Annotated in this window: 5 protein-coding genes and 2 pseudogenes; 6 read left to right on the top strand and 1 reads right to left on the bottom strand. The window is 71.6% G+C overall.

Annotated elements, in window-relative coordinates; translation table 11 throughout:
* Positions 1-602: GntR family transcriptional regulator (locus ACFVJS_RS24995; protein ID WP_378886071.1), on the bottom strand; the 602-nt coding region annotated here is incomplete at its 3' end.
* 147 nt (positions 603-749) lie between these two features.
* Here ACFVJS_RS24995 and ACFVJS_RS25000 point away from each other — a divergent pair.
* The 6 genes and pseudogenes from ACFVJS_RS25000 (at position 750) to ACFVJS_RS25025 (ending at position 6,909) form a co-directional block, all read left to right on the top strand.
* A complete protein-coding gene (locus tag ACFVJS_RS25000; RefSeq protein ID WP_378886073.1) occupies positions 750-2,006 on the top strand; it encodes an NRAMP family divalent metal transporter in 1,257 nt (418 codons plus the stop codon).
* Positions 2,007-2,011: 5 nt separating this feature from the next.
* Positions 2,012-2,791, top strand: a complete 780-nt coding sequence (locus ACFVJS_RS25005; RefSeq protein WP_378886075.1) for a LamB/YcsF family protein — start codon at positions 2,012-2,014, stop codon at positions 2,789-2,791.
* On the top strand, positions 2,788-3,582 hold the full coding sequence (locus ACFVJS_RS25010) for a putative hydro-lyase (protein WP_378886077.1): 795 nt from the start codon (positions 2,788-2,790) through the stop codon (positions 3,580-3,582). The genes ACFVJS_RS25005 and ACFVJS_RS25010 overlap by 4 nt, the downstream gene beginning before the upstream one ends.
* Positions 3,579-4,181: pseudogene (locus ACFVJS_RS25015) on the top strand (allophanate hydrolase subunit 1); the annotation flags it as partial. The gene ACFVJS_RS25010 and the pseudogene ACFVJS_RS25015, both read left to right, overlap by 4 nt.
* A 174-nt stretch (positions 4,182-4,355) precedes the next feature.
* Positions 4,356-5,189: pseudogene (locus ACFVJS_RS25020) on the top strand (biotin-dependent carboxyltransferase family protein); the annotation flags it as partial.
* Between the two features lies 1 nt (position 5,190).
* Positions 5,191-6,909 carry an acetyl/propionyl/methylcrotonyl-CoA carboxylase subunit alpha gene (locus tag ACFVJS_RS25025; protein WP_378886079.1) on the top strand — a complete coding sequence of 573 codons (1,719 nt, stop codon included), beginning with the start codon at positions 5,191-5,193 and terminating at the stop codon, positions 6,907-6,909.
* Positions 6,910-7,156 lie beyond the last annotated feature (247 nt).

The raw sequence follows: 7,156 nt of genomic DNA on the forward strand, positions 1-7,156 counted from the left end.
GTCCTTGACCGGCCCTTCCGGCAGGAGGACCACGTCCGGTACGAGCAACAGCCCTGCTCGAGGAAGGTCTCGAGCAGGGCGCGGTTGCGCGTGACGAAGGGAGCGTGCAGGGCCTCGGGGTTGTCGATCTCGAGGAACGCGAGCCGCAGCTCGGCGGCGATGTCGCGGAAGAGCCGCTCCAGGCGTGGGCTGTCGGCGAGAGCGACGATCGCGTCGTGGAACGCCATGTTGGCGCTGCCGACGGCGCGCCAGTCACGCGCCTCGAGGCTGGTCTCGCCCAGCTCCACCGCCTCGCGCATCGCGGCCACCGCGGGATGCAGCGGGGAGCCCGCGGCCAGGGCGGCAGGCTCGACGTAGCGGCGTGCGCGGTAGATGTCGACGACGTCCGCGACGCCGGGTGAGGCGACCGAGACGCCACGGTGGGGGACGTGCTCGATGAGCCCCTGCTCCGCCAGCACCCGGAACGCCTCGCGGAGCGTGTTGCGCGAGACCCCGAGCTTCTCGGCGAGGGAGATCTCCGAGAGCCGGGTGCCGGGCGCGAACTCGCCGTCGATGATCCGCCGGCGCAGGGCGTTCGTCAGGGTGTCCTCGACATCGGGCATGACCGCATCCTAGGGGAATCACATCCGCGGACAATCGAAACAGGATTTTAACGAACCCGGGTATCATTGTTGAACAATCAGTGCCATCCTGTACTACATAAAGAATGTGGCCTCGACCACACGGCCCGCGGATGGCAGGAGTCCCCCATGACTGACACAAGCAGCGCCGAGCGCGCGAAGAGCTTCGCGCGCTCTCGCCGAGGACCGATCCTCGGCGCCATCTTCCTGATGGCCACCTCGGCCATCGGCCCCGGCTTCATCACCCAGACCGCGACCTTCACCGCCCAGCTCGGCGCGGCGTTCGCCTTCGCGATCCTCGCCTCGATCCTGATCGACTTCGCGCTGCAGATGAACGTGTGGCGGATGATCACCGTCGCCGGCAAGCGCGCCGGCGACCTGGCCAACGAGGCCGTGCCGTTCTCCGGTCACGTCCTGGCGACGCTGATCGTGATCGGTGGGCTGGCGTTCAACATCGGCAACATCGCGGGTGCGGGCCTCGGTCTCAACGCGCTGCTGGGCCTCGACCCGAAGCTCGGCGGGCTGCTCTCGGCGCTGCTCGCGATCGGAATCTTCATGTACAAGCGGGCCGGCCGCGTCGTCGACATGGTGGTGCTCGCGCTCGGCCTGCTGATGATCGGCCTCACCCTCTTCGTCGCGATCGCGTCCCAGCCTCCTGTCGGCGACGCGCTGCGCCAGACCTTCGTGCCCGACACCCTCAACTTCGCGACGATCACCACGATCGTGGGTGGCACGGTCGGCGGGTACATCACCTACGCCGGCGCACACCGCTATCTCGACTCCGGCCTCACCGGTCCCCAGCACGTGCCGGCCGTGCACCGTGCCTCGATGAGCGGCATCCTCGTGACCGGGATCATGCGCTACGTACTCTTCCTGGCGATCCTCGGCGTCGTGGCCTCGGGCGTCACCCTCGACTTCTCGAGCCAGGCGGCCAACCCGGCGGGTCAGGCGTTCGGTGCGGTGCTCGGTGACGCCGGCATCCGCATCTTCGGCGCGATCTTCTGGGCCGCGGCGATCACCTCGGTCATCGGTGCCGCCTACACCTCGGCGACCTTCATCTCGACCTTCTCGAAGAAGCTGGGAACGGGGTGGCCGCTGCAGGTCGCAACCGTCGCCTTCATCCTGGTCTCCCTCGTCCTCTACCTGCTGATCGGCGCGGCGCCCGCGGCTATCCTGGTCTTCGTCGGCGGTTTCAACGGTCTGATCCTCCCGATCGGCATGACGATCTTCATGTACGTCGGCTGGTTCCGTCAGCGCGACGTCCTGCACGGCTACCGCTACCCGCTGTGGCTGCTGGCCCTGGGGACGCTCGCGACCCTGCTCACCTGGTACATGGGCATCGTCTCGATCGGCCCGATCTTCGCCTTCATCGGCATTGGAGCGTGAACACCGTGAACAACAGCGCAACCATCGACCTGAACTCCGACCTCGGCGAGAACGCCCCCGACCGGGTGGTCGCCGACGACGCGGCCATGCTCGGGATCGTCTCGAGCGCCAACGTCGCCTGCGGGTTCCACGCCGGCACCCCCGAAGGGATCCGTACGACGCTCGCCGATGCCGTCGCCAACGGCGTCACCATCGGCGCGCACCCCGGCTACCGCGACTACGAGGGCTTCGGCCGTCGCGCGATGGACATCGACTCGGCGACGCTGCAGGCGCACGTCGAGTACCAGCTGGGCGCGCTGTTCGGCCTGACCTCGGCGGTCGGCGGGGCGGTCCGCTACGTCAAGCCGCACGGCGCGCTCTACAACACGATCGCCCGCGACGAGCGGCAGGCGCGGGACGTCGTCGCAGCGGTCAAGGCGATCGACCCGTCCCTCGTGCTGCTGGGGCTCGCCGGCGGCGTCGTCCTCGACGTGGCGGAGAAGGCCGGCCTCGCGACGGCGGCTGAGGCCTTCGCCGACCGCGCCTACACACCCGGCGGCGAGCTGGTCTCGCGCGCCGAGCCCGGTGCGGTCCTCCACGACTCCGACGCCGTCGCGGCCCGCATGCTGCGGCTCGCCCGCGAAGGTGTCGTCGAGGCGATCGACGGCACCGACGTGGCCGTACGCGCCGACTCGATCTGCGTGCACGGCGACAGCGACGGGGCGATCCGGATGGCCGCCGCCATCCGGGAGCTGTTCGAGGCCGAGGGCATGGTCATCGCGCCCTTCGCCGGAGCGGCGGCATGATCGCGAGCGCCACCCAGCTGGAGGAGGCGCGCGCCGCGCGCGCCTCCTACCGGGCCGGCGAGGTCGCGCCGACCAGCGGTGTCGCCCACGGCCTGGTGCAGGCGAACCTGATCGCGGTGCCGGCCGACTGGGCCTTCGAGGTGTTGCTCTTCGCGCAGCGCAACCCGAAGCCGTGCCCGGTCCTCGAGGTGCTCGACCCGGGCGCCTACGAGTCGACCCTGGCGCCCGGCTCGGACCTGCGCACCGACATCCCGGCGTACCGGATCTGGCGCGAGGGCGAGCTGACCGAGGAGGTCACCGACGCCGGCGCGGTCTGGGAGGAGCACCCCGACCTGGTCTCGTTCCTGATCGGCTGCAGCTTCACCTTCGAGGCGGGCCTGGCCGATGCCGGGATCCCGATCCGTCACCAGGAGCTCGGCCGCAACGTGCCGATGTACCGCACCTCGCGCGCGTGCGCACCTGCCGGACGCCTCCGCGGCGACATGGTGGTCTCCATGCGGCCGATCCCTGCGGACCGGGTTGCGGATGCCGTACGCATCTCCGGCCGCTACCCGGCGGTGCACGGTGCGCCGGTGCATGTGGGCGACCCGGCCTCGCTCGGTATCGCCGACCTGGACGCTGCCGAGTTCGGCGACGCGCCCGAGGTGCGGGACGGCGAGGTGCCGGTCTTCTGGGCCTGCGGCGTCACCCCGCAGGCGGCGATCATGGCCTCGCGCCCGCCGTTCGCGCTCACCCACGCGCCCGGCCACATGTTCATCACCGACGTTCCGGATGCGGAGTATCTGGCGTGAGGCGCGTTCTCATCGCATCGGACCAGGCGCTTCTGGTCGAGGAGGAGGACCTCGAGGGCGCGATGCGGCTGCACGCGGCCCTCGTGGCCGAGCCTCCGACCGGCGTCGTCGAGCTGGTGCCTGCGGCGCGGACGGTGCTCGTCCGCTTCGACCCGACGTTGGTCGACGAGGTGACGCTCGCCAAGGAGCTGTCCCGCGTCGAAGCCGTCCACGGCGGTCTCCCGACCGCGGGCTCGGTGACGATCGGCGTGCGCTACGACGGCCAGGACCTCGATGAGGTCGCCGAGCTGCTCGGGGTCAGCACCGAGGAGGTCGTCGCGCGCCACACGGCCGCGACGTGGCGGGTGGCCTTCACCGGCTACGCCCCGGGCTTCGGCTATCTCGTCGGCGACGACCCGCTCTTCGACGTACCGCGCCGCTCCTCGCCGCGCACCCGGATCCCGGCCGGTTCGGTCGGGCTCGCGGGGACGTTCTCCGGCGTCTACCCGCGGGAGAGCCCCGGCGGCTGGCAGCTCATCGGACGTACGGACGCGCCGATGTGGGACCTCCACCGGGACCCGCCCGCGCTCCTCGCGCCCGGGATGACCGTGCGGTTCGAGCGGCTCGAGCGTGAGTCGGTCATCTCGACAAGCTCGATACAACGCTCGGTCGCCGCATCTGCTTCGCCCCCCGAGGCCGCAGCACACCCCTTCGCCGTCGAGGTCGTACGCCCCGGCCTGCAGCTCGTGCTCGAGGACCTCGGCCGCTCCGGCCATGCCGCCCTCGGCGTCTCCGCCTCGGGTACGGCCGACCGCCGCGCCCTGCGGGCCGCGAACCGCGCCGTCGGCAACGAGCCCGGCGCGGCAGGCTTCGAGCTCGCCGGTGGCGGCGCGGTCCTGCGCTTCACCGGCCCCGCGGTCGTCGCGGTCACCGGCGCGGTCGCCGAGACGACGATCGTACGCAGCGACGGCCCACCCCTCCCGGTCGAGCACGGCACCGCGACCGCGCTCGAGGACGGTGAGGAGCTGCGTCTCGGCGCGGTGAGCGCCGGCCTGCGTGCGGTGATCGCCGTACGCGGCGGCCTGGACCTTCCGGACGCGCTCGGCAGCCTCTCCAGCGACACGCTCGCGGGCCTCGGCCCCGGCGATCTCGGCGGCCGCCCCTTGCAGGCTGGTGACATCGTCCCGCTGCACGGCCCCGCGGCCGCGCCGCACGCGGTCGATCCCTGCCCGGCTCCCGCCGACCCGCTGCCCGCACCCGGTGACACCGTCGAGCTGCGCATCGTGCTCGGGCCGCGCGACGACTGGTTCACCCAAGCCGGCGTACGCACCCTCGTCGAGCAGGAGTGGACCGTCACGCCCCGCTCCGACCGCGTCGGCGTACGTCTCGAAGGGGCCGTCCCGCTGGAGCGGGCCGTGTCCGGAGAGCTGCCGAGCGAGGGCGCGGTGACCGGCGCCATCCAGGTGCCTCCCGACGGCCAGCCCGTGCTGTTCCTTCCGGACCACCCGCTCACCGGCGGCTATCCGATCATCGGCGCGGTCATCGACCGCGACCTGGACCTGGCCGGGCAGCTGCCGCCCGGGGTCCGCATCCGCTTCCGACCCGTCGCCGACATCCGAGGAGACTGACATGCGCAGGGTGCTCATCGCCAACAGGGGAGAGATCGCCGTCCGCGTCGTGCGGGCGGTCGCCGAGGCCGGCCTGGTGTCGGTCGCCGTCTACGCCGACCAGGACGCCGACGCGCTGCACGTGCGGCTCGCCGACGAGGCGTACGTCCTGGGTGGCTCCACCGCCGCCGACTCCTATCTCAGCATCGAGTGGCTGCTGGCCGCGGCGCAGGCGTCCGGTGCCGACGCGGTGCATCCCGGCTACGGGTTCCTGTCGGAGAGCGCCGAGTTCGCGCGCGCCGTCGAGGCCGCCGGCCTCACTTGGATCGGCCCGAGCCCGGAGAGCATCGAGAAGCTCGGCGACAAGATCACCGCGCGCCGGATCGCGCAGAGCGTCGGCGCGCCGCTGGTCGCGGGCACCGACCGGCCGCTGGAGTCCGCCGACGAGGCGGTCGCGTTCGCGCGCGAGCACGGTCTGCCCATCGCGATCAAGGCCGCCTTCGGTGGCGGCGGGCGCGGGCTGAAGGTGGCCCGTGAGCTCGAGGACGTCGCCGACGCCTTCGAGTCCGCCTCGCGTGAGGCGCTGGCCGCCTTCGGACGCGGGGAGTGCTTCGTCGAGCGGTTCCTCGAGCGTCCGCGGCACATCGAGGCGCAGGTGCTGGGCGACGGCAACGGTCATGTCGTCGTCGTCGGCGACCGGGACTGCTCGCTCCAGCGACGCAACCAGAAGCTCGTCGAGGAGGCACCCGCGCCGGGCCTGACCGACGAGCAGCGCCGCCGCATCCACGACGCCGCCCGCGACATCTGCGCGGCAGTCTCCTACCGCGGCGCCGGCACCGTCGAGTTCCTGATGGGTGCCGACGGGGTGATCTCGTTCCTCGAGGTGAACACCCGGCTGCAGGTCGAGCACCCGATCACCGAGGCGGTCACCGGCGTCGACCTCGTCGCCGAGCAGCTGCGGATCGCTGCGGGTGAGGGGATCTCCTTCTCATCCACACCGGAGCCCTCCGGGCATGCGATCGAGCTGCGGATCAACGCCGAGGACCCGGGCCGCGGCTTCCTGCCGAGCCCCGGCGTCGTGACGGGCCTGCGGGTCCCGGCCGGGCCCGGCGTGCGCTGGGACGCCGGGATCGAGGCGGGCGACACCGTGCAGAGCGCTTTCGACTCCCTTATCGCCAAGCTGATCGTGCACGCTCCTGACCGCGACACCGCGCTCGTACGTGCCCGCCGAGCGCTCCGCGAGCTCTCGGTCGAGGGCGTCGCGACGGTCATCCCCTTCGATCGCGTGCTGCTCGAGGACCCGGCGTTCTCGACCGACGAGTTCGCGGTGCACACCCAGTGGATCGAGACCACGTTGATGCCCCGCCTCGAGGCGCAGCGGCGACCCGAGCGGGCGCCCGAGCAGCCGCTCCGACGGGTGCCGATCGAGATCGACGGTCGCCGGGTGATGCTCGGACTGCCGGACGACCTGCTGCGCGGTCTCGCCGCAGGCGGGTCCGCACCGGTGGACGGCGGAGCCCCGGCCGCCGACCCGACGGCGCTCGAGGCACCCGTCCCCGGCGTACTCGTCGAGTGGCTCGTCGCCGACGGCGAGAAGGTCACCGAGGGCCAGGACGTCGCCGTCCTCGACGCCATGAAGATGGAGACCCGGGTCACCGCGCATCGTGCGGGCGTGCTCTCCCGCGGCACCGACGTCGGTGGCACCGTCGCGATCGGGGACGTGCTCGGGAAGATCGAGTAGTCCACCCAGGGGAGGACTAGTGGGCGTCGAATCCGCGGTCTACAGATTCATCCCAAGAAACAAGAATTCGGACGCGCCTGTAGCGGCATTAGTCGCTGCCGGAGCTGAGAGGCGGGACGAAAATCACCTGGCAATGCGTAGTCAGGATTTCTGGCTCTTCCTACCTGAGGTGGGGGTGGCGTAGGCCGCCGGCGATGAGGAGCATCCTGAGTCGGTAGTGGTCCAGGTTGCGGAAGCCACGGGCGAT

The organism is Nocardioides sp. NPDC057772, assembly GCF_042798075.1.
GTDB lineage: Bacteria > Actinomycetota > Actinomycetes > Propionibacteriales > Nocardioidaceae > Nocardioides.

Bases quoted from the DNA above. Each gene is read 5' to 3' on its own strand.
- ACFVJS_RS25000 (WP_378886073.1), top strand. From the start codon at position 750: ATGACTGACACAAGCAGCGCCGAGCGCGCGAAGAGCTTCGCGCGCTCT.
- ACFVJS_RS25010 (WP_378886077.1), top strand. From the start codon at position 2,788: ATGATCGCGAGCGCCACCCAGCTGGAGGAGGCGCGCGCCGCGCGCGCC.
- ACFVJS_RS25025 (WP_378886079.1), top strand. From the start codon at position 5,191: ATGCGCAGGGTGCTCATCGCCAACAGGGGAGAGATCGCCGTCCGCGTC.